Here is a 24,706-nt window from a genome sequence, read left to right on the forward strand (position 1 = left end):
GTGGCAGCGTGGCCATCGAGGTTTCTGATGATGTGGCGAGTTTCTTCCTGTTCTTGACCGGTGAGCAGTTCCCGGGTCTGAGTGAGGATGCGTTGCGTCTGTTGGCCGCGCGGTTGGCGGAGGTGGGTACGAGTCTGGGTGATGTTTCTCCGCAGTTGGCGACGGTGTTGGCGGGGATCGCTGGTGGTGTGCAGGGCAACACGCAGCGGGCTTTTGTGGATCATGCCCGGCGGTATGTGGAGGATCCGGGTTATCTGCCGTTGGCGTCGAAGTATGTGCATCGGGTGTCGCAGGGTTTTGACGATGCGGCGTTGCAGGTGGAGTACACGAAGCTGATCATCGTCGCGACGATCGTCGAGTTGATGATCGAGTTGGCGACGGCGTTGGCGATCGCGTGGTTTTTTCCTGAGGTTCTCAACGAGATGCTGGTGCGTCTGTTGACGGGCAGGTTGACGATCGCGAAGTGGTTGGCGGAGTTGGTGGTCGCGGTCGCCACGATGCAGGTCGTGGGTGTCGGCATGCAGGTGTTGATGGACCTGTTCGTGCAGGCGTCGCAGATCGCCGATGGGGGCCGGCGAGGGCTCAACGCGAAGAGTTTGGCGACGTCGGCGTGGATCGGGTCGTTGGGCGGTGTGGTCGGGCTGGGTGTGCACTCGGCGGGCGCGGCGGTGGCGAAGCGGTTCGCGCACACGCAGCTCAAGACCGTGGGTGAGGCGTTCACCCACACTGTGGGGGAGAAGAACGCTCGGGCGCTCAGCGAGATGCAGGTCGAGGCGTTCACTGAGGTGTTGACCGAGGGCGCCGCGAACGGTATTCAGGGGCAGGGGTTCTCGGTGCAGAGCCCGTTGATGACCGGCGCGTCGGGTGCCTTGTCAGGTTTGGCGGGTAGTTCCGGCACCCGGGCGGGTGAATGGCTAAGGGCGCATCATCCGCCGTCGTGGGCCGGCCGGGGCGCAATCCCGCCGAGTGACATCGACACCAGCGTGGTGCCCACGACACCACCCGAGACCGATGACGACGCGAGCATCCCCGACGACGCGAGCGTCCCCCCGGCCTACTCACCCCCGGACTACTCGCCTGTCCGGGAGGACGCTGCGAACCCGGGGCACGCGAACGGCGCGGGTTACTCGCCGGTCCGGGAGTCCGCGGCGAACCCGGAGCATGCGAACAGCACGCAGCATGCGGCCAACCCGGGGTCTGCGACGGGTACGCGCGCGGGCGTCGACCCGAGGATGGTCGATCCGTCCGGCGTCGGCCTGTCGGCAGCCGACCCGTCGGGAGTCGGCGACGCCGCGGGTCGGGCAGCTTCTGTCGCGGCGGACGGGCAGTCACCGCCGACGGTGGGCAGCTGGGCGGTGGGGTCGCCGCCGCCGGCTCCCGGTCAGTGGGCTACCCCGGTCGTGGGCAATGCCCCGACAGCGGGCGCCGGCGCCGGTTTGGGTGGCGGTGGGTGGGTGGTGGGTGCTTCGGTGTCGACGCCGGGCGCGGTGCCGCAGGTCGTGCATCTGGTACCCGCTGATACCGGCGTGTGGAGTCAGGACACGGTGGCGCAGGTGCGGCAGTGGGTCACGCACGCCACCGGCAACGGCTGGCACGTGCAGGTGTGGATCGACACGACAAGCCCGACGATCCCGCAGGACCTTGCCGCGCAGGTGCCCGGGGCGAGCGTCACGAACTGGCGCACCCTCATTCCCCAGCAGCCGCCGACCCTCGATGGGCCGGTACCGGTCGACGCCGTACGTGCCGCAGTCGTGGCGCACCACGGCGGACTGTCGGTCCCGCTGGACATCCCACCCGCCGCGATCCGACTGCCTAGCGCCGACACCCCGCTACCCGCCGGACACGAACTCAGCGCCTTCACCCACCCCCACTCACCAACAACACCGAGCCTCGACCAGACCAACCTCACCCGAGCCGTCATCCTCGGCCCGGCCCCGGCCGTCCCCACCCCCCTGACTCCTGCTCCCGTCGCCGCGCCCCTGGCTTCCGCTCCTGACCCCGCGCCCCTGGCTTCCGCTCCTGACCCCGCGCCTCCGGCTTCCGTTCACGCGCGTCCGGCTTCCGCTCCTGTCCCGGCTTCCGGAACGGCCCCGGTTTCTGGGCCGGCGTCGGTCTCGGGTCCCCCTGTTGCCGTGGGGCTGTCGGATTCTGTGGGTGCGTCGCCGGAGTCGGTGCAGGCTACGGACGTCGGGCTGCAGTCGGCGGGTCGGGGACAGGTCGGTGTGGAGGCTGGTGGAGCCCTCGATGGTGGCGCTGCGCCCAGCAGTTCGTCGTCCGCTGTGCGCGGCAGGGGTGGTGACCTGGATCCCACGCGGACACGAGTCGACTCGCCGGTCCTAACCAGGACAGAACAAGCGAGCCTCCACACGATGCCGCAGCTCGGCCCTCGACCGCCAGCCCTGCCCGTGTCTGGGCCCGTCGCGAACCAGCCCGGACGCGATGGCCGACCCGTAGAGCTGGAATCGGTGGCCGACGGTGAGCGCCCGGCCACCGACAACCGCGTTGCCGCACCGCAGTCGACCCCCGAAAGCGTCGACGTGTCCAAGTCTTCAGGAACGCCGTCCGCTGTCGATCAACCCGTCGGGCCGCCCACCACGCACCCGACGGCACCAGATGACGTCTCGGAACGCATCTCGCGAGCACTGGATCGGCTGCCGACCTGGGACGGCCGCAGCCCGGATTGCGTGCTGCGGGTTCGTCGCATCCTGCTGGAGCTGGGATTGTCTCCTGCGGTCACGCGGGACGACGCAGCGGGCAGCACCGACATCGACGAGGTGGCACGCTCGTTCAGGGCTGTCTTCGCCCCCGCCAGGGGGATCGAGGCGTTAGCCGGCCTACGCCGCAATGCGGTGACGGTCATGTGGACCCAACGGCCAAATGATCCGGCGCATCTGGTGCTGGTGCACCGGCGAGCCGACGATGGCCAAGTGGGGTTCATCGAGACCCAGCAGCCTCCGAGCATAGCCCGCACCTACGTCGACGTGGCGGCTCTGGTCGCTCTGGACAAACGCGAACTGCCAGCGTCGGTGCGAGGCCCGATTCGGCTGCCAATTGCGGCTGACGGCTCCCTTGCCCAACTCGATGCCACACCACCGGCCCCCACATCCACCGACGCACCGCAACCAGCCCACGTACCGGGTCTGGCCGACTCGACGAGGTACGTCGACGCGCTGACCGATCCCACCGTCCGCACCCGTCCCGGCATGGACACACCGACCACCGCCCCGCACAGGCCCTCGCCGGCAGCCGAGCCGGCGCCCGCCGATCAAAGCGAGCAGCGACCGGAACAGATTGAGGCGCATCGGGGACCGTACGACGAGTGGATCGCCCAGACGCGCGCCGTGCTCGAGGAAGTGCAGGCGGGCGACCCGCGCAGCGGTCTTCTTCACGAGTTGTTGACTCGAATCGAGGATCTCTACCTACGAGTCGATCCCAAGAGCGATTACTCTGGCTTGCTGTTCGGCGAGGTCGGTGGTATTGGTGGAGGGCCGGCCGTGCACGCCGCACTGCTTCAAGATTATCAGTGGATTGTCGCTACTCAGCGCATGGTCGAGCGACACGGCCGTCTACCCCAGGATGTGGTCAGCCGAATAGCAGCCCGCGTGCACCACATCATCGCCCTCATCCAGCTGCCTAGCATCTCCGCGGCCGCTGGTGATCCAGTTCGGTATTACAAGAATGCGCCGTTCGAGGTACAGGCCAAGCTCGTGCGCAGTGCCTTCCCGCGGGCTCTGGGCGCTGATCCGCCCGTCGATCCGCATGACACCGCAGCCTCCGCAGTGGGCGTGGCGGCTACCATGGCGATGCTGCGGCTCGACGATTCTTGGCACTCGGGCGGCCTGGTCTGGAGAATCGACCGGCAGCCGCTGTATCGTGCCGACACCCGGCCGCCCTGGGAAATTGAACAGGTCGGTTTCGGGCCTATTTTTGATGACGCTCCGACAAGCCTGGCGGCGTATCAACTGGTTGACGTGAAGGGTGCCGTCTCGACGACCCGGTCTATCGATCTCGTGCGGGGATGGGACTCTTCCTACTATTACGAGCTCGACGTGCCGGGTGGTATCGATGTCGCGGCTTCTCTGCTCAGCTGGGACAGCCACCCGGATCAGGCTGAGGTGCTTTTTCCGGGCGGGATACGCATCGAGCATGTGGTGCGGTCCTTCGAGCGGGTTGGCCAAACTTGGCAGGAGTCGTGGCGCAATCCGCGCTACGTGCCGGGCCGGGTCGCGGACGGTCCGACGGTCTCTGCGGCAGATGCCAGGGCCCGGCCCGTTGCGGCGGTGCAAGTGGCGGATTGGTTGACCGGTGGTCTCGGAATGCCCGCTGCGAGCCGACCGGGCGACCCGGGGTCGGTGGATCCGCGGGGTCCTCTTGCGCCCGTGGTGAACCGGGGAGAGTTCGAGGTTGAGCGTATCGGCGGCGACTATTTTGTGCGGATCTATCTGGTGGCGCCGGGTAGGCAGGAGATTCGTGCCGTCACCGCCAGCGGGGGTACCGCGACCGCGGATCAGCCGGATGTGCACCAGGACCCGGTCACCGGCCGGATCGTCCTGGCGGTCGGGGTGCAGCGACGTCCGGTGACCTTGATCGGTGGGCGCCCGCTGGCGGCCCTCAAGCTCGCCGCGGCCATGGTGCGGTTTCGGGAGAGCTTGAGCCTTCCGCCGGGGCACGAGGTGATGCCTGTGGTGCGGTCGTTCCTGCTGCCCTACGCCGACTACGTTTCCTTGAGCGCCACCGCGGCAGGGTTGAGCGACCCGCATCTCTCACCTGCGACGGTGGTGGGTATTCGCGGCGAACTGGAACCGAACCTGTTCGCGGTGCCACCCGCCGTGTTGAGCAAGGTGGTGGCGCCGCAGGCGCTGCCACACTCTCTGGTGACCTACACCGATCACAGGTCAATGTTGCCGACCCGAGGGGCGGTCGCCAACTGGGCCGGCCGCGTCGAGGATCTGGGCGAGTTGCGGGCCCGCCTGTCTGTGCCGTCGCGCCGCCTTCTACCCGATTATGACCCGTGGCCGTGGATAGGGGAGTTGCAAGAGGGCGCTATCGATCCGAATCGGGTCAGGGCGAGCGTCCGGTTCCTGCGCGAGATGGTGGTGACGTGGTGGCAGGATCGACAGGAGCCGGCGCGGCGGATTGAGTATCGGCCCATTGAGGTAGACAGCCACTCCCCGTTTTACTACCGGCGCCCGGCCTGGCGCGATTTTCTCGCTCAGCATGACGTCAACCCCCTCGATCGCACGGCTGTGGATGCGTTCATGGGCGATGTGGTGGTGCCATGGGCGGACCAGGCAGCGATCGCCGAGGTGCTGATCGACGACTACTTGCGGCTACGAGATGATCTGAGCCTCAGCGCAGAGGTTCGCATGGTTGACGTCGGCTCCTTGCGGGAGCAGGCGGCACGCCGCGCCGTGGAGCTGGCCGCCGTGCGGCAGGATCTGACCCGGCTCTGGTCTGGCGACGTCCCCGACGTTGCACTGGCCATGGCGGATCTGCTGGGCGAGCGGGTGCCCGAATGGAGCCGGCGACATCGCGATCGATCGGCAAGCGAATCCGGCACGGGATCTGACCGGCGTCCGCCGTCCGCCCTGACCCACTATCGACGGCTGGCGGAGCACTCGGAGACGCGGTCGCACTCAATCGCGGGCGCCCTGGCGACCCTCGTACGCGAAATGGTCGAGCAGGCTGCGTCGCTGCAGGTCGTCGACCAGCCTCGCCCTGAGGTGAGCCTCGGGCCAGACACCGCGGCGGATCTCATCGACCGCCACCGGGATCTGTTCGCCGATGGTCGGGAATGGCGGCTGGTCCGCAGCCTGGTTCTTGCGGCCCCCATCGGTCCCTATCTGCACGGTGAGCGTGGCGCCGACCACGTCTTCACGTTTGTCAGCCGACACGCGCTTCCCGACACGGCGACGGCGGAGGGTCTGACGGACGCCGACGTGATGGCGGTGGCCGACCTCTACGAGGTGGTCCATCAACATTTCCAGGCCGAGGAGATGGCACGTGGTCGCGCCGAGGGCCTCTTCCTGACCGACGGCTCGGGTGCGCCACCCATGCAGGGTGGGCGCTTCGTGTACGCAGACGACCTGAACGCCGCGATCACCGCGCTCGATGCGATGTTCGCGGACCCTGCGGCAATTCGCGAGCACCACCGGCGGCTCGCTGCGGAAACGGCTCGTCACGAGGAACTCGCGCGGGAAGCAGGGGCGGTCTGGTTGGCCGACGAACCGCCACGCCTCGACCGTGTGCACCTCATCGCTGATCTTCGGCCCACCGGGGCGGCGCCGACTCCCAGCGGAGCGCGCGCATTCCAGGGGCCGGATGGCCGAGGTTGGACGGTCAGGGTCACCGCGAGCGCAATCGAAGGTGCCAACCAGGTCGCCGCCGCCGCCCTTTATCGACTGGCCCAGGTGGCTTCGCCAGAGGTTGTTAAAGCGACAGGGCTTCCCGGGCTTCCTCCCACCCTTACGCGTGCCGAGGCGGTGCACCGGGCCGAGAGCATCGTCCCTGCGGCGCTTGACAATCCGGAGGTCGTCGACCAGGTCCGCGATGGCTTCGCGGTGGACGCCTGGTTGGCCAACTGGACCGTCGCCAACATTGTCACCGACGGGTACGGCGTGGTGCACCGGGTTGATGTCAGCGGGGCTCTGCTCTTCGACGAGCATGGACGTCCGAAGCGGCATCTCTTCGGTGACCTCGTGACTGAACTGCGCAGCCTTCGCGACCCTCGGATGAGCCCCGATGCCTCACGCCTCTTCGCCGGCATCACCGAGGACCAGATCCGCCTCTCGGCACGACGCCTGAGCGGCATCACCGATCACGACATTTACCAGGCCGTGGCGGAGGCCGGCCTCGACCTCGCCGTCGCGCGGACGCTGGTACTCCGCCGCGACCACATTCTGCGAGAGTTCCCGCCACCGCCCCTGCGGCGGCCGCTGTCAGTGCCGATCACACAAGCGCAATGGAGAGCCCAGAGCGCATCGTCGCCGAACGAGAGCGCCGGTGACGACACATCAAGCATCTATTTCAGCGCGGTGAGTCAACCAAGTCCGGCCGGGAGCCGGCCGGAGCCGCCACGTGCCTCGCCTGACCCGGTGCTGATTGCCGCGCTGACGGATCTGCCGGCTTGGGATGGGCGGACGCCGGACTGCGTGTCACGTGTGCGGAAAGTGATGCGGGCGTTGTTGATTCCGGTGGGCCTTCGCGATGACGGCTCGGGCTTGACCGAGGCCGATGCAGTGGCCCGGTCCTTCGGTGGTTCGTTCGCTACGCGGAGCATTGCGTCACTGGCCGGGCTGCGCCGTGGCGCTTACACGGCCGTTTTGAGCAGGAGGCCGGGGACACCGACACACATCGTCCTCGTGCACCGGCTGGACACCGGCGGGTTGGTCCTCATCGAGACACAGGTAGCCGGAGGAGAGGGCGTTGCTCAGGCGCGAAGCGCCGCCCGCTATCTGACCCCGTTCTCACTGCCCGAGCAGGGGACTTGGAGTGCCTTGCCTCCGGCTCTGCAGGGGCCGTTGTCGGTGCCGGTGACCGCGGAGGGCTTCCTCGCACAACACGGTGGAGACCCAACAGTCGACGGACGGGAGCTGACAGGCACAACCGAGGGAGTCCGACAGTTTGATGCCCTCGTCGATCCACCGACGCGGAGGATGCCCGGCGCCCGGGTTCCCAGGGGCGACAACTCGTCGCCGGATTCTGAGGATGGGGATAACTCATCGAAGGAAGCCACGGAGAGCGAGTCCGACAGGGATTCGCTCCGCGAGCAGGAGAACGCACCGGACGAGCCGTCGAAGGAGAGCATCGATACCGCAGAGCTGGATGTCCTTTTCACCCAAGGCGTCGAAGCGATCTCGGAGGTGTTGAACGAGGCGACCTCAAAGTTCGTGACATTTGCCATGATACAGACAACAATTAGCCATTTACGAATGCTTTTCTTCTTCCTCAACCCGACTGCCGGCGGCGCTGGTCTGCTGTTGGATGAGGCGGGTGGTCCTGGTGGCCTACCGGCCGTCGAGGCGGGCTTGATCCAAACCTATCAATGGGTGATACGACAAGACGCAGAGACGTTGAAGCGCGTAGATCCGAAGAGCTTCCGGCAGGAGTTCATCAAGCGGCTGCGCCGGGCGGTCGATATGCTGGTAGCGAATCAGCAACCTTTGATCGCAAATTCTTTCAGTCGCCGGGACGCTCCTTTCTCGAAGTCGTACAGCTTCTACCAGGAAGTGATGAGGTACCGGTACCCTCGACGGGTGTCGCCGGATCTGCCACTCGATCCATTTGCTGCAGCGCCCCCCGGTCAGACCCTGCCGACGGATGGCTTGCTCCGGGTGCAGAGGGCCGGCCGGTCAGACGGGCGCGACGTATTGATGTGGCGGGTCGATGACGAGCCGCTGTATCGGGTGGATACCCGGCACTGGTCCGAGATCGCGGCGACCGGGTTCACAGCACGTAATCCGGTGCCACCCAAGCATCTGAAGAGCTACCAGGAGTACTACGAAAGCGTCCGGGGCTTCGTTTCTGCTACCCGGCTTATTCCGCCGACCAGCGGCAGTGAATTGGTGGCCTTTCAGCAGGGGTACCTGTATGAGCTGAGGCCGCCGGGTGGTGTGGACATACCGGCGACCTTGCGAGGTCTGCACCACCCGTTGCAGGCCGAGGTTCTCTTTCCGGGCGGAATTCGGATCGAACACGTCGTGCGGGCTCTACGTCGCGACGGAAATCGATGGAAACAAGAATGGGAGAATCCGCTGTTCCGGATGCCCGGTGCTTCCGTCGCGGCCTTGGCGTCGGGGCGGTCCAGCGGTGAGCCGTCGGCGCCGTTGTCGGGGGTGATGCTTTCTGGTTCGTTGGTCGACGGCGTCGGTTATCCGATCTCTACGAGGCCTGGGTACACGGGCCCGTGGGACGGCAACGAACCGATACCACCCGTGGTGGCGCGGGCGCCGTTCGAGGTGGAGCGGCGTGATGGGCAGCCGTTCGTGCGGGTTTATGTGGTGGCGTCGCAGCGGGAGGATCTCAGAGGTGGCCCCGAGGCGGTTCCGGCTGTGGCTGATTCTGCAGATGTGCAGCAGGAGCCGGGGCCGAACGGTCGGGTGGTGTTGGCGTTGCCGGTGGGTGGCGCGATGACCTTGATCGGTGGTCGGCCGTTGGCGGCCCTGAAGATCGCGGCGGCGATGGTGCGCTTCCGGGAGGAGTTGAATCTTCCGCTGGGGCATCACGCGACGCCGTTGGTGCGTTCGTTCCTGATGTCTGTGCCGGATTATGTCGCGGTGAGTCGCACCGCGTCGGCGTTGGTGGATCCGGGGTTGGCGGGGCGTGAGGTGTTGGGTATTCGGGGGGAGTTGGAGCCGAACGTGTTCTCGGTGCCGGCTGCCGTCGTCCGGGAGTTGGTGGCGCCGCTGGTGGTATCCGGCTCTTTGGTGACGTTTACCGATCATCCGGAGACCCTGCCGGTGCGGGGGCCGATGGCCGATTGGGCGGGTGAGGTCCGGGGGTTGACTGAGTTGCGTAGCCGGTTGCATGTGCCGGTTGAGCGGCTGCGCCCCGAGTTTGATCCGTGGCCCTCCATTTATGAGCTGCAGGAGGGCTCTATTGATGAGTCGAGCCTGGCGCAGAAGGGTGCGCTGCTGCGCAATCTCGTGGTCACGTGGTGGCAGGCGCGGGAGTCCTACGCTGATCGGCGTGCCTATCCGCTGGCGCCACAGGACGAACTGCTACCGTTCGCCACCCGCCGGCGAAGGTGGGAGGACTTTCTGGCCGCCCATCGGGTGGGGCCTGGTGAATCCGCCACGGACGCTTTCATGCAGCGAGTGGTGGTGCCCTGGGCTGATCAGGCAGCGATCGCCCTGACTTTGGCGGAGAACCACCGTCAGTTGAGTGTCGACCTCAATGTCACCGATGAGCACCACGAGCAGAATTTCGTCGAGTTGAGAGCGACGGCGGCGCAGCGGGCCCAGGAGTTAACGATGCTGCGTACGCAACTCGTAGAGTTGTGGGCCGGTGACGACCCGCGCGCGGTGGTTCAGATGGTGGATCTGCTGCGGCAGGAGGTGCCCGATCTCGACCGGCGATTCGCCGAGATCACGGCCTGGGATCAGCGCTACACCTATGACGCGCACGTGCAGATGGTGCTGGGCCAGTATCGCCGGCTGACCCACGCCAACCTGACGCGACCCGAGACCGCCGCAGTGGCGATGGCGATCCTGTTCCACGACATGGACAAAATCAATTCGAAGCGACAGTACGGCGACGAGCAGCATACGCACGACGCGGAGCCGGAGCACCGGCTGGCGGTGCAGCTGATCCGACGGTACCGGGACCTGCTGGTGGGCACGCCCTCGCGCCGCAGCGAGTCTTCCCGGCGCCGCCATGAGCAGCGGCACCTGCGATTCATCCTGGGACTTGTCGATTCCGATCCGTTTGGCTTCTACTTGCGAGACGAGCACGGCGCGGACGAGGTGTTCTCGTTCGTAGTGCGGCTGGCGCTGGATGACACCACCGCGCCCGGCCGGTTGAGCGACGAGGACGCCCTGGCCGTCAAGCGAGCCTATTACCGCGTCCACCAGTACTATCAGGCGGACTTCTCGTCGTATACGCGGCACAGCCGATATGAGCCGTACCCGCGAGATGGGGAAATTCGCACCGGCGAAGCGACGTTCGATGAGTACTTCGCCACCGACGCCGATGGCGACCTGATCGAGCGTGGCGGACTGTTCGTCTACCGCGGGACGTACGCGGACAAGATCGCCGAACTCGACGCGATGTTCACCGAGCCCACCACGCTGCGGCATCACTACGAACGGGTGACCGGCCGACAACGACTCGAACATGAGTTGATCAGTACCTGGGGCCAGCTCCGACTCGCCGATCGAGTTCCCCGGCTCGCCCGGCCTCTCGATCTCCGGAAAGCCGCGCGATTTGGCAGTACAGGTGGAAGGAGTGGCTATTTTCGCGACTCAGAAGGCAGAGACTGGTATGTGGAGGCGGCCTCGTCACCGCTGCAGGTTCAGAGTGCGGTCGCGGTCGCAGCGTTCTACGAACTCGCCAAGGTGCGAGTGCCCGACGTGCGATCGGCGATCAGCGCCCTCGGTCTGCCGAAGGGTCCGCTCCAAGCGACCAGATATCACTCACTCGCTGAGCCCGATCTAGAAGGCCGACTCGGGGACGCCGAATATCTGGCTGTGCTGGGCGATGGCATCGCCGTGGATGCCTGGCTGGGCAACGAAGACGTCGTTGGTCCCACGTACGACCGTGTGGTCACCGCTGAGGGCGTGCCCTGGCGTACGGGATTTGGCGCCGCCCTGCTTTTCGACCGCCTCGGCCTGCCCAAGCGGCTCGCCGAGCGCGTCGAGGAACTGGATACTCTACGAGACCCACACCACGGCCAGAACGCCACCGTCTTCCGCGGCGTCACCGATGACCATGTCCGGCGTTCCGCCCGCCGCCTGCGAGACATCAGCGACGACGACATTTACCGCACCATCGCCAAAGTGGGCCTCGACTTCTCCCTCGCCCGCACCCTGGTGCGGCGTCGCGACGACATCCTCACCCGTTATCCGGAGCGTGCACCCGAGCCACTCGCGCTAGCGGCAAGTTACTTCGCGCAGAAGCAACTGACCGAGCCGCTCGCGCGCCTACGGGGTCCCGACGAGGTGCCCGATCCCGTCCAGGAGTACCGCATCGCGTTAGCCGCTGCCTACTTGAGCGTAGAGATCTCCGACCTGATCGACGTGTGGACCGACGGGAACAACCCCCGACACGATGCTCTTGTCGCTCTCGCGGAGTTGATGCATCACACTCTCAGCGCCGAGGCTTCCACCGTTGATCGGGCTCGCGTCCACGTGGTGATGCCCCGCAGTCAACTTCGTCGTCTCGGCGGCGTGGACCCAAACCTTCTCGTGCCATTTCCGCTGGTGGCCTCGGTCGAGCCGGCGGAGGTCCCCGCGCACTCCGTGCAATTGATCATCGAGACCGACCATGCCGTTGACATTGGAGAACTCCGGCCTGGCCAGATGCTCGTCACGGCCGGAACGGCCCTACGGCGACGTGGATCTGAGGTCGGTGGCCGGATTTCCTATGACGATCTGCCGGGCCCGGACGAAGCGGACCGGCTGACAATGCGCCACGTTGCCCGGATGTATCTCGACACGGTTGCTACTGCTGGCCAGCCCCACGGGTGGGAAGCGCAGCCGCCCAAGCAGGATCCAGATCGGGAGTCGCGGACCGCGACGGAGGAGTGGTCTCTGACCCGGGCTTTTCTGGGCACCGACATGGTCGTCTATCTGCAGCACCTGCTGGGCGGCCCCCGGTCAGACGATCTCCGAGCCGGGGCCCAGGCTCTTGCTGCGGTTGCTGACACCACGATCCGGCAGGATGGGCTGCTTCCTCACCACGCTGCTTCCGTTCGACTGACAGTGCCACGGGCACAGCGCCTAGGGAGGATACGCAACGACGCCGGGGAGTGGGTGCTTACTTACCCTGTGGTTGCGCGTGTCGCCCCCGGCCCGGTCCCTCCTGGACATCGTGTGGTCGCCTTCTCGTCGGGCATCGACATGTCCGCTGTCGAACCCGCAACCGTTTTCGTGCCCGCAGGGACACCGCTCACGGTGGTTGATCCTGGAGTGACGAGTCAGTCGGGCCGGACCGACGAGGGGGTGCCTCGACCGGGGGGTGGTGCCGGGAATGCGGTGCGTGACTTCCCGAAGTCGGCGGATGTGGACCCAGACCCTCACCGCGGCGTGTCGGTGCCGCCCGAAGCGGTCGAACTGGCCGCCGCCGACATGCTCCCCGTCGTGAGCAGCAGAGCTGACGCTCGTCGAGAAGCAGAACTGGATCTGAACTTCGGCGAGCTCGCCGGTCCAAGCGGCATCAAGGCTCACGAGCGGGGCAGGCTCAACGCGTTGTGGCGTCCGCTCGACGACCTGCCGCCGGCACTCGTCACCGGCAACCCGCAGATCGACTGGATCTTCGTCGTAACCCAGTCGGGACAAGTGGTCATCGGTGCGGAGCATCCAGACCGAGGGCTCGACGATGCAGAGTTGGAGAAGCTGGCCGCTGGCATCTCCTCGTCGGGGGAGGGGATCCACACGACGGCTCTCGCCGCCACGATGAAGGCCGGGCATCCCACCCTCGCCGTGGCATTCGACGAGCAGGGTCGGGTCGTTGCGCAGCCGGCCCGGGTGAGTGGCGAGCTGTTCTGGCACACGAGTCGCGGCCGCTGGGAAGTGAACGACATGTCGGGCCGCTTCATGGTGTTCGAGGTCCGCGGGAAGGTACACGACCGGGACCGACTGTGGTGGCTCAGCAACGTTGCCTCGATGCTGACGGATCGACTCGGGGTGCCCGTCTTTGTGTCACCCGCAGAGGAGCTGTTCCCCTCCGGCGGCCTGACATCGCCGCGGCGCATGGACGCGCGGCTACGTGCGCAGGCTGCCGCTATCGCCAATGGGTACCTGGTGCCTCGGAGCAAGGCTGGCGCTGAGGCGTTCAACGAATTCTCGCGTCGAATTGAGCACGACCTGCGACGTGTGCCCATGAGATCCATGGCTGAGGTCGTGCAGCGGGCAGCGAAACGGGCCAACGGCTTTGGATTCCTCCGTCGAACTGCGCCCCCATCCAGTGTCGCGGCACCCCAGCAGCCGCCGAGGCCGGGCTCGAAAAAGCTGACGCAGCAGGAGTTTGCGATGGCCTCTGCGTACTTCGGCGCCCTCGTCATGGATGGAATGGAGGTCTCCGGATGGAACCACCGGGAGAGGCTGCTCCGGGCATTCGGTCTCACCAACATGGAGACGTTCGTCGAGGCGCTGCACAATCCCGAGGAGGGCAAGCACGAGTTGGCGCAGACGGTGGCGCGGCTCGTGGACGGAATCTTGCGCGCGAGCCACTTGCCCACCTATGTGGGTGATGCCTCGCTGGGACTGTCCGCTACGGCCATGAGAGCGTTGGGTGCGGATCATAGCGTCTTGACTCTGAGCCATCCGCTCGTGGCGAGTCGGCGGCAGTCGAGCCCCGAGCCGCCCTTTGTCGCCTTCACCTTGAGAGCCGGGCTGGCTCGCGGTGATCACGCGGAGGTGTTCATCCGTGCGGGTACGCGGTTCTCTGTCACTGCGCGATTTGAGGACGGGTCGGTGCATCTCACCGAGGTCCCGCAGGACGACCCGCCGCGGGGCGAGGTGCGCGGCAGCTCCACTGTCGATGCGTTGCTGGATCCGCCGGACAGGGTGACGCCGGGGTTGGGGACTGGCCCGGATGCGGGGCGCGCGGATGGCTCGGCTGCGGTGGTGGTTCCACAGGTGCTGACGAAGGCGCTTGCGCAGCTACCAATGCGGACGCCGGATACGCCGGATTGTCTTCCGCGCGTGCAGAGTGTCTTGGACGCGCTACCGCATCCGCCGAGATTGCGCGATGACGGTAGTGGGCAGTCGGGGCTGTCGACGCTGACTCAGTCGTTGGGTGGGCACCTCGTGTCGGCACGCATCGATCAGCTGGTTGAGCTGCGACCGGGCGCGATTACAGCCGTGGTGACAAGCCCTCCGAACGAGCCGTCTCACGTGGTGCTCGTGTGGCGCCGGCCGAGAGACAGTGGCTTTTTGCTCATCGAGGTGCAGGCGACGCCAGGTCGCTGGTTTACCGAGTTCACGCTAGACCCGTCGGGAGATCTGCTGAATCTTCCCGTGGCGCTGCGGGTGCCGGTGCGGCTGGTGCAGACGGCTGACGGCAGGGTTGCTCAACACGACCTCGGGCCGGTCACGGTAGCGGATCCGGCGTCCGCCGATGTGCACATCACCGACGACGGTCGACCAGCCGACCCGAATGCCTCACCCAGCCTCACACCCACCCCGGACGAAACCTCCCCTCAGGTCCCGCAGGAAGCCCTCGACAACGAGCAAAACGATAGCGCGCCAATGTTTCCGGCTGATTTTCCAGCCACCGCCGTTCAAGGATTGGGAATCCCGGATGCCGCTGTGGTGGTGGAGAGTCCGGCCGATGGCCGTTCGCTGCTCTACGCGGTCATGGTCGCCGAGCCCGGCCGGGTCCAACAACTCGGCGGCTTCACTGATGAGCAGCGGCGGTGGCTGGAGAGCCTGACCGAGGCGCAGACGGCTCCCCAAACGATTCCACCGCTGCTTCACGAAGCGGTCGCGAGCGACACAGCGAACGCCCTGGCGGCCCACCTCGCCAAGCTCCTACGTGGGGATCCCTACCGGGACGTGCTGGACCGGCTCATCATCACGGCACGAGGATCGGAAGCAACAGCCGCTGGTTCGCCCCGCGCGATGCCCGCCGAACGAGAGCGTCAGCGCGTCCGCGCCGACATACGTAACTGGCGCTGGGACGGCCGGTATGGTGCCGGCTTCGCCGCCATGCTGGCGGAGGTGCTCGGCCGTCCACTGGCCATTGCTCGGCCGCTGCCGGATTCCGGGTACGAGCTCCACCGGGTGGGACCCCACCGCTACGTCGGCGAGCCGATCGTGCTGAGGGAGACCAGAGCGGGACACTACGACGCCGTCCTGACTGGCGACAGGCCGACGCAAGCCGGACCGACGCGCCCGCACGCCGAGTCCGCACATGCCGACAGTGACGCGGCAGCCGGCGTCGTCGATCCCTCGACCGATGGCCGGAGCGCGCCGGGAACCAACGCCGGATCGGTTCATTCACGCCCGCCGTTGAGCCGGCTGGACCGGTTCAACCGGCTGCGGCGGCGCTGGCTGCGCTGGCTTCACCGGCGGTTCTGGCGCGGGCGGCGCCAGGCCGAACCTCGCCGGGTCTTCGAGGTGCGGAACGTCGACGGTCAGCCGGTCCGTCCGCGTCCAGTGGCGACCACGGTCCACGCGCATCGCCGACGCCCATCGGCGCCCAGGTGGCGGTGGGAGACCGTTCGGCGGATCGTCACTCCGCATCCCGCCGTGCGCGTCGAACCCACGCCGGCGACCGGGCGTCGCGACGGCGTGCCCAGCGCCGCGATCAGGGACGCCGGTGAGATCGTGCAGCAGCATCTTCGACGGCCATGGACGGCGGAGCAGGTGCCCCGCGCCCTGGACGCCATCCGCCGCGTCGCCGAGGTCCTGCACTCCGACGGCGACGAAGATGCCGCCCACGCGCTCGCCCGAGACCTGCTGGGTCGGAACGGGCCCGTGCCCGGCCCGTCCCCGGATCATGCAGGTCGCTGGCGGGTCCGGGTCCGGCCCGCCCCTGGACCCGCGGCCAGTGCCGTGGACACCTCCGACGACGTGCCCCTGCCCACAGCCGGTGTCGTGGACGCTCCCCGCGAATTGCACCTGCCCACGGACGGTTGGCGGCTGCTGCCGGAGGGCTACGCGCACGCCGGCCAGCAGGTGCTGATCACGACGGCGGGTCACCTCGTGCCCCTGCCCGACATCCGAACCGCCGCCGCGTCGTCGTCCGGTCCGGCCCGGGTCACGCTGGCGCTTGTCGACCCGACCGGCCTGTACTTCGAATCGGCCGATCGGGCTGGTTTCCGATACGTGCCGCCGCTCGTCGCCGAGCCCTCGGTGTCGACGGCCCCGTCGACCCCGGCGCCGGTCGCCACGATCGCGGCGGCGCTCCCCGACGGGATGCGGTTGGTCGCCGTACCGGCAGGGCTGCTGCTGGCCGCCTCGCCGGAGCTTGCCGACGTGGTGGCGGCTGTGGCGCAACCGGCCATCGAAGGTCACCGCCTGCTGTTCGTCGATCCGGCACGGATACCGGTCGACGTGATCAGGTCGGTGGCGCGACGCCTGCCGGGCAATTACGTCCTTCGCGTCACCGCTGCCGGACGGATCACCCCCGATCAGCTCGCGGACCTCCGGCGGCCGTTTCCCGACGCGACAACCACTCCGGGTCTGACGGTGCTGGCGTCGGTCCGCGCGTTGCAGGAACTGCCCACCGTGGCGGGTGGATTCGTCACCGTACCGCCGGGCGGGCCGCAGGCAGTCGCGGCCGCGCTCGCGCAGACTCTGGCCGCCTCCGACGGCCCCGTGCCCCAGTCGTGGAGTGGTGCCGCGACTCTGCCGGAGCTGGCGGCGGACATCGTCTTCACGCCTACCGTACCGGCGCTGCCGAGCGAGGCGGCCAGCTCCCGCCCCGACATGGACCCTGCCCAGACCATTCCGACCGCTGCGCCCATCAGGCGGTCGCTGACTGCTGGCTGGGTCACCGAGCAGACCCGTGACGGCCTGTGGATCAGGCCGGACGCCGTCGCCGCCGGCGGGCCCCGGCCGGATGCCGCAGCGCGCGGAGATGCCGTCCGGATCACGGTTGGTCTGCCTGGCACGTCGTCCACTGTCGTGCCGACCGACGTGCATGCGGCGATCATGGCCATGGTGGACGGCGTGCCCGACGGGCAACCGCTCGATGTGGTTCTGCACGGCATCCCCCGTTGGCAGTTCTGGGCCACGGGGGTGGAGCCGGCGCTCCTGCACGTCGACCCGGGGCACTCACGCATCGTCCGTCAGCTGACCCCGGTGCCCGGTGGCCTAGCCGTGCACATGACGACGGCGGTGCCCGAATCCGCCAGCGAACCGGTGGTCGACCAGCCGATCCGGATCACGCCGGACCGTCACTCGGTCGACCCCAGGTGGCTGGCCGCCGCGCTGGAACACCTGCACCCCCGAGCGCGCGCCGAGGTGGTGTTGGACCTCCGGCAGTCCCCGCGGGGCGTCACCGAGGCGGTCCTGGCCGACCTCGCCAGCCTGGTCGACGGGCGAGTCCTGTTACCGCCCGTCCCGGGTCGGCCGACGGCCGACCGGCAGGCCGACCCCACCGATGTTCGACCGGATGACACCGGACCCGCACCTCGAGCCGACGCCGAGCTGCGGGCCGACCCCGAGCCGAGGAGCGACGTCGAGCCGAGGACCGACGGCGACGCCAGGACCGACGGCGACGCCAGGACCGACGGCGACGCCAGGACCGACGGCGACGCCGTCGCCGGGCCCGAGACCGCGCTCGCCGTGCCGGAACCAACCCGTGCCCCGACCGACTTCGACGAGTGGCAGAGCGCGGTACAAAGGGCGATCGCCGAGGGCGACCGCGAGGACCTCCACGATCTGCAGACCGTTGACAGCGCGCGCCTTTGGGACGCGCAGCGATCCCTCGAGGCCCTGCTGACCACGCAGGCGGACCCGGCGCGAGTGCGGCAGCTCTTCGCCGAGCTGCTGGGTAGGAGTGGGCTGTCCCCGTTTCCGCTCACGGAAGCGCAGCGAGCCGCAGGGCGCAGGCTGATCCAGGCCGACATCCGGGCGTTGACGCGGCTGCGTGCAACTGGCGGCCCATTGGACGCGGCGGGCCGACGGGCTTTGGAGGACAGCCGCAAGCCCCTGGTTCTTGACGCCGCCCAACCTCTTTTCCCGTCGCAGCACGCAAGTGCGCTTCGCGTGGCTGCCGACACGGTCGACGCGTACCCGCTGCTGGCCGCGCACCAGCGGGCGGTGGACACGGCAGTGCGGCAGACAGCGGGCGGGTCGGCCCAGGAGGGCACGTCCGCCCAGGCGGTACGCCGGGCGCTGGGGCGGCTTCGCAGTCGGCTTGAGCAGCAGTGGACCCTCGACGGGCTTCAGCGCTCCTTCGACGCGGCGCTGGCCAGCCACCGCCTGGCCACCTTCCCGCTCACCCCGGAGCAGCACCAGGCGTCGCGCGAGACGCTGCGCACGGCGATCGCCGAACTCGGCTTCGTCGAGCGCGGTGTCGCTGGCCTGCCGAATGGACCGGCCGGTCCGGTGCTCGACGCCCGGCAGAGGGCATTCGTCGACCTCAGTCACCGCCTGGTGGTGCTGGATCCCGGGTTCACCATCACCCCCGAACAACATGCCCACGTTCTGAACGCCCGCGACGCTCACCGAGCCGAGAGCGGCGCGGTCGACGTACCCCGGCAGCAAGGGCCCGAGCGGACCCGTACGCCGGATCTGCCTGTCGGGGTCGACCCCGACGCCACCGACGGCCCCCGCGATGCCGGGACGGACCGGTCCCGTGTGGACCGCGCGGACGATGCGGAGCCGGCGCGGTTGGAGACGGAGCAGCGGGGACCGGACTCGGCCGGTCAGGTTCTCGCTCCTGACCTCGCGGCCGAACATCGCCGGATGGGCGCGGCGAGCCTGCGGGTCCGCGGCCTCGGTATCCCGCAGACCAGCCTGCCCGGCGTCGATCAGCTCATCGTCGTGCTGCGACGGGCCCTCGACGAACGAGGGGTCACGGTGTCGCCGGTCGAGTGGCAGATGTTGCCGCAACAGCTGTTGTCGACCTACCGCTACCTGGTCAGCGACAGTCGTGTGATCCGGCTGGGTGATGCCGAGGTGTTGGTAGCGCTGGAGATCAGCGATCCGAGGATCGAGTTCGACCCGGACGCCGAGGCGGGGAGTGACGCCGCCGCGGGGTTCGCCGGCATCGAGTCGGTCAACGCCATCTTCCAGACCGGCGCCCACGCCCGGGGACAGACCGGCCAGGGCAGCGCCTTCCGGGCGGGTGTTTCGGGCTCGGTCGGGCTCGGGCTGGTGCCCGGCGTGGTTCAGGCGCTCAAGGTGGGCGCGGGTCTGAACCTTCGTGCCAACGTGATCACCCGGGGCACCGGTCATATCGAGGACGCCGAGGGCGGCCACGTTCTCGACGTCCGGGACAAGCTGACGTACGTCAGTTATGCGGGTCGGCTGACCGCGCTGGTGCGCACGAAAGCCCAGTTCCGACTGCCCTGGGCTGCCGCGGTGCTGCGCGATTCGCAGGTTACCGTCACTCCGGACGAGCGGATCACCGTTGCCCTTCCCAGCCAGTACCTGCAACAACCCCCGGGTCAACTGGTGCGCGCCGTGGCGCCGGTCGACAGCTCTGTCTCCACGGGCCTGCGATCCGAGGACATCCCCGCCACGTTCTACGCCGCTCAGCTGCAACGTCTGCATACACTCGTCGACGCGATCCTCAGCGGTCTGCGTCAGCGTCGTCTGGACCTGGACACGGGTCACCCGGCCCGGGCGGAGCTGGTGCAGAAGGTGTACCACCTGGACGCGCACCTCGACGTCGCATTCCAGGGGTACGAGTTCTTCCTGCACGACCAGGGTCGCAAGATCGCCCGGGTGGTGATCAAGGCCAGCCGTCACCCCGACGGGGACCAGCGACTGGGTCGGACGACCTCAACGGCCCACATCGAGCGGGTCCGCACCGCGATCGTCGGCGAGAGCAACAGCGAGAGCGCCGAGAACGGGCTCACCGCGACGGTCTTCGGCGAGGCGAGCCTGTTGCCGACACCCGGCCTCACGCTCGGTCCGCGGGTCGAGGCGAGCTACACCTGGACCGATTCCGACAGCCTCGCCAGCGGACGTGGCAACCTCTGGGTGCAGGTGAGCCGGGAGACCGGGATGACGTCCGCGCACGAGCTGCCGTTGACGCTGTCGGCGACGGTGGACGTCCTCCCGCGCGATCCGGTACCACGCATCTTCGTCGATCTCCCGTACCCGCCGCCGTCGGCGACGGACACGGTCGACAGCAGCGTGGTGCTCGTCGTCCCCGAGGCGGACGCTTTCGACCATGGGCTACAGGTGGATCTGGAGGGGCTGCGCCCCGAGGTGCGCGCCCTCGTCGAGGAGTCGGCGGTGCCGCACCGACCGGACGCCGTCCGCTTCGCCGGCCCGGAGCAGCAGCCAGCCCGGCAGCGCCTGCCCCGGCACCTCCAGGAGGGTCGTGGCCTCGGCCAGAGCCTGGTGCGGGTGGACCAGGGCACCGACCGCGTGCTGCGCGAGGAGTTGGCGACGGAACTGCGTCGCAGCGGGTTCCTTCCGTCGGACGAGACTCAACTGTTCAAGAACCAACGCACCCAGCGCAACAGCCGCCTCGACCGTCAACTCGACAACCGGGACATGCTGCACAAGATGGTTTCGGTCGAGGCCCTCGAATCCTTCTTCTCGGTGATCGTCGGCGTCGGCCTGACGTTCACCTTGACGAACATCGACGCGCGCGGACGCACCAGCCACGCCCGCATCACCATTCGCGGGGAGCAGATCCTCTCCGACTCGCCGGAGTACTGGCAACGGCGTACCGACGGACAGACCATCGTGACGCTGAGCATGGGCATGGGCAACCACTCGCAAGGGGTGGGGGGCCGGCAGACGCTGCAGGTCGGCGCTGCTCTCGTGGCAAGACTCAAGGCGCTCCCGTGGGTGACCGGTCTCCAAGCCGGGGCGAAGCACAGTTGGTCCTTCGGCGCCACGGACAGTCTCGGCCTGCTCACCAACAAGCCGAACCTGATGGAATACCCGGGAAGCGTCGACGAGTACCGGCTCCCGGTCCGGCTCTGGACGACTGTCGAGTACAGCAAGTCCGCACTGCCCAGGTACGAGTCTCCGAAGAGCGACCACCAGATCACGGCACACGTCCTGCCGTACTTCGAACCACCCGCACCTACGGATCCGGCGGCGGTCCGCCAGGAGACCCCCACGCAGGTGTTCAGCCAGGCTGTTGTGTCCTACCTCGACGTCAGCGGCCTCGTGGAGGCTGCTCGGGAGATGTTGCCGGAGCTGACCGGCCCCGGTGCGGCAACGGACCAGGAAGTGACCAACTTCCTCTCACCGATCGCGATCATGTCGAACATCCCGGCCATTCTTAGCGGCCGGTACACGCGCCAACTCTTCCGGGCGGGGCTGATCCGGCAGAAAATCGCCACGATTTCGGTGCACGCCGTGGTGCACGAATCCACCCATGGCGGCGCCACACCCGACAAGTTCGTCCACGGCAAGATCGACCTCGCCATCCTGACCGGCGGCCAGTCCGCGGAGACAGGCAAGGGCCGAGCGGTCGAGGTGGGCAAGGTCGGGGTGGGAGGGACGACGACGCTGACGGGTCTGAACAAGGTCAGCTTCTCTGGGTCCGCGACCGCAAAGAGCGGCACCAGCACGAATGTGTCGCGATCGCACACCAGCGGCAGGGAGTATCTGAACCTCGACTTCAACCAGGCGGATGGCTACTTCGCCACTGTCACCCTGGTCGTCTCGGTCTCCTACGAGCAGACGGCGAAGCTCGCGCCCGACACCGTCCGGCGCCCGACGCCGAGACTGCTCGCCGGCAAGCAGATGATGTACCTCCTGCCCACCCCGACCGCGCTGGCGAGGTACGCAGCTGGGGAGTTGCCCATGCCGCAGGCCAGACTGGGGCAGGTTCTCGCCGACTGGTCCAGCCGGGACCTGGAACTGCCGGGGAGCGTGGTCGCCGGTGTGCTGGCCCGCTGGGAACGCGAGGATCTGGCTGGCCCCGCAGTGGGGTACTCGCCGGAGCGACAGCGGTGGGCGGGCGAGCTTGCCGACCGCCTGGGTGTGGACGAGCGTCTTTCCATCGAACCGATGACGCGACGACGGTTCGAGGAGTCCTTCGGGCTGCGTCTGCCCGATCTGCCCGACCCCTACGCGCACCTGCGGGTGCCGCAGTACCTGCTCCGCAGCGGGCCGAAGGCACTGGGCCACGCCGGTGTCCAGCACATCACGTACTCGGGCGCTCGAAATCTCATCGACGTCGTTCACGAGGCGATCGAGGCCGCTCATCCTGGCGCCCTGGCCCAACAGGTGTCCCTGTGGTCCGAGCACACCAGGTCGGTGTCCGGGCGACTTCAGGGCGGTCTCGAGATGCTCGAGGCGACGTTCGGTGGTGATCGGGAGTGGGCGCTTCTCGAAGAGCTGCTGCACCGTGACGGCCTGTCCTTCTTCGTCCACGTGCCCAAGTTGGGGCTGCTCTCCGACGTCCTGGAAATCCGGGTCCGGATGGTCCTGACATCGCAGCCGAGGGTGCGCGAGTTCCTCGCCAACACCGGTAACGAAAACTACGGCCACGCGTACTCCCAGTCGTCGGTCGCGGTCAGCAAGAGCGCCGGCTGGTCCGTCGGTGCCGCTGGGCTGGGCCTTGAGGGATCGCAGGGGATAACCGGCGGCCCCTCGTTGACCCTCGCCGAGGGGCAGAGCCGGTCCACCACCCGCTCCGAGGTGAACACCCGAGAGCAGACCGTGTACGACTTCAACGGCAACTACGTGTTGACCACCGACGGCGAGTTCGAGGTGACAGTCACGCATCGCCTGTCAGCGGGCCGGCCGATGGCGAACACCGCGGTGCGGGCTGCGGCGTGGCTCGCCGGCCAGGACGAGACGGTCCGCCGCACGGTGACCGCCCGGCTGGAGCTTCGGCTTCCCAAGGGCCTGATGGAGGCCGCCACGCCCACGGAGCGGCCACTCGAGATCGACCTTCGCCCGCTGCCCCCGCTCCCCGGCGACGCCACAGTCCTCGCGGTCACCATGGACGACGCGTTGCCGGTGGCCCGGAACCTGGTGATGCGGCTCTCCGACGAAAGTGCCGCGGGTTTGCGGCCGGCCCTCTCCCTGGTTGCCACTTTGGGTCGAGGAGGTCTGGTCAACCACCTTCCCGCGGCGCTCGGCCCGGAAGGACTCCTGATCGGCGACGGGGTCCACCAGCCGGGTCACAGCACGACCCGGTCGGCGCTCAGGCTGCACGGACAGCTCTTCGACGCCCATGTGGTCGGACTGGTCGAGGGGGCGGGCACCGGTCGGTACGCCAAGCAGCAGAGCGGCGTCACGTCGGCGGTGACCACCGATCCCTGGGCGGCGATCGTGGCCGGGTCGATCGACAACTCCCAGGTGCTCGGGGTCAAGGACCCTGACCACCTCAGCGAACCCTTCGGCAAGGACCTGTGGACCGCCGCCACGTCGGCCGATCGGCTTGCCGCACGACACGAGCAGAGCAGTGGCACCTCGAATGCCCGAGCGGAGGGGCATCTGAAGCAGCTCGGCCCCGCCGTCCTGGTTCGGATGCAGGGCCGGTTCCACTTCACCGCCGAGCGTAGCGAGCACCACATGTTCGTCGCCCCCACGCCGGCCGGTGAATTTCGCAGCCAGGCGTTCGCCGGCGAGATCTTCGTGCAGATGTCGGCGGACCGGTACTCGGCCATGATGGAGTCGCACAACCGGTCGGCAGAGGCCCGACCCGACCTGCCGCTGCCCACTCCGGCCTCCGCCGGCACCATCGATCAGGCGCAGGCGGTAGACCTGGACGCGATCGTCAACGAGGTGGCGTGGGCCGAACCGGACGCGTCGCTCGCCCTGATCGAGGTGGCCCGGGTGGCCGAGGCGCGGGCCGGCGTGGGCCGATCCATCCGTTTGAGCACCGACCCGGTCAGCCGCGCACGACAGGGCGACCACGCCGTGTTGGAGTGGGCCAGAACCGCTCTGCGGCACGGTGAGATCAGTCGTCCCCATGCCCGACCCGCCGTCGACCAGGCGCGCGTGCAGATCGAGCAGTGGTACGCCGACCCGACGGCCGACTCCGAAGGTGACCTGTCGACTCGTGCGCGGATAGAGCGGGTCAGGGAGCTGGTGCTGGCGACGCTGGACGGCGGCGACGGCCCGCTGGCGGGTACGCCGGCCTTCCCGCAGTTGGCGCTGGCGTCCAACCAGACCTGGCTCGATCTCGCCCGGTTGATCGCGTTCCGCCGCGACACGCGCGTGTGGCTACGGGAACGGACCCCCGACGGGGATGAGACGGTGACGGAAATCGACAACCACGGGCGTGTCGTCGGTCCGTACGCGTACGACCCGGTGGCGTCGACCTGGCCGGCGCTGCGGCGGTGGCAGCGCGCCGCAGCCTGGGCCGTGGCACGCGGGCGATACGGCAGGCTGCCCGTTATCACTGAGGGTGAGCCGGTCGACGGCTGAGCCGCTGCCGGTCG

1 protein-coding gene is annotated in these 24,706 nt (G+C 68.1%); it reads left to right on the forward strand.

What is annotated here, in order from left to right; translation table 11 throughout:
• Positions 1-8: 8 nt before the first annotated feature.
• Positions 9-24,692, forward strand: coding sequence for a hypothetical protein (locus ACGFIE_RS30425; RefSeq protein ID WP_393301095.1), 24,684 nt, complete (start codon positions 9-11; stop codon positions 24,690-24,692).
• Positions 24,693-24,706 lie beyond the last annotated feature (14 nt).

The sequence above is a fragment of the Micromonospora sp. NPDC049275 genome (assembly GCF_043197115.1).
GTDB lineage: Bacteria > Actinomycetota > Actinomycetes > Mycobacteriales > Micromonosporaceae > Micromonospora.